1 protein-coding gene is annotated in these 248 nt (G+C 42.7%); it reads right to left on the reverse strand.

Annotated features, from left to right (window positions below; all coding sequences use genetic code 11):
- On the reverse strand, positions 1-248 hold a 248-nt coding region (locus tag AAEZ03_RS28445; RefSeq protein WP_350583319.1), incomplete at both ends, for an SPFH domain-containing protein.

The following is a 248-nucleotide window of genomic DNA, read 5'->3' on the forward strand; positions in this document are numbered from 1 at the left end:
GTGCTCTTTCGCCACAGCTTGGCGTTCGGCGCGCATACGTTGATAAATACTGATACTGACATTAGCAGGTAAATTAATTTGCTTAACACGTACATCAACCACTTCAATGCCAAGACTCTGAGCACTTTCAGAAGCATTTTCTAATGCATCGTTTTGCAATTCATCGCGTTTACCTGACACAATTTCCTTGATCGTCCGGCGACCAAATTCAGTGCGCAAATCGTTACTGATTTTGGCTTGTAATAAGC

Source organism: Pseudomonas sp. HY2-MNA-CIBAN-0224 (assembly GCF_040310285.1).
Taxonomy (GTDB): domain Bacteria; phylum Pseudomonadota; class Gammaproteobacteria; order Pseudomonadales; family Pseudomonadaceae; genus Aquipseudomonas; species Aquipseudomonas helleri.